This window comes from Mycobacterium sp. E796 (genome assembly GCF_001672815.1).
Taxonomy (GTDB): Bacteria; Actinomycetota; Actinomycetes; order Mycobacteriales; family Mycobacteriaceae; genus Mycobacterium.
Window position 1 is genome coordinate 1 of record NZ_LZKK01000118.1, and the last position, 647, is coordinate 647.

The 647-nt window shown below is 71.3% G+C and carries 1 protein-coding gene; it reads right to left on the reverse strand.

The window, feature by feature from the left end:
* On the reverse strand, positions 1-647 hold a 647-nt coding region (locus A5706_RS09775), incomplete at both ends, for a DUF222 domain-containing protein (protein WP_156767040.1).

Here is a 647-nt window from a genome sequence, read left to right on the forward strand (position 1 = left end):
TCCTCGTCGGGGGTCGCATCGATGATTGGGTTTTCATCCTCGGGGTTGGCGGTGCCCGGGGCGGCCAGCTTGGCCAGCATCGCCTCGATCGCCGCCCGTAGTTCCGGGGTGATCAGGCCGCTGATGCGCGACATGCCGTCGAAGTCCTGCTGGCCCAAAGTGATGCCGCGCTTGCGGGCCCGCTCGGCGTCGCTGAACTCCCCGTCGGGGTGTAGCCAGTCCATGATCCGTTTGGCGTATCTGGCGAGTTCGTCGGGGCGATAGTCGCGGGCCTTGCCGGCCAGATCGGCCTCGGCGGCTTCCCGGGTCGAGGGGTCGACCTCGGCGGGCAGGTGAGCGAAAAAGCTGCGGATCACCCGCACGTGGGTGTCACCGATCAGCCCCTCACGCTGAGCGGCGGCCGTCGCCGCCAACTGCGGGGGCAACGCTTCTCCGGTCAGCGCCCGGCGCTCGCCGAGGTCCTCGGCTTCGTCGACGCGCCGGGACGCCTCGGCCTTGGTGATGCGCAGCCGGTCGGCCAGCGCCCCGCGCAGCGTGCCGCCCAGTTCTTCTGGGCCGGCCTGGGCGGCGAGTTGATTGATCAGCGTGTGCTGCGGGGCGCGCAACCGGCGCGCCGCGGCTTCCACGCGCTCCAACGCCCGCAACCG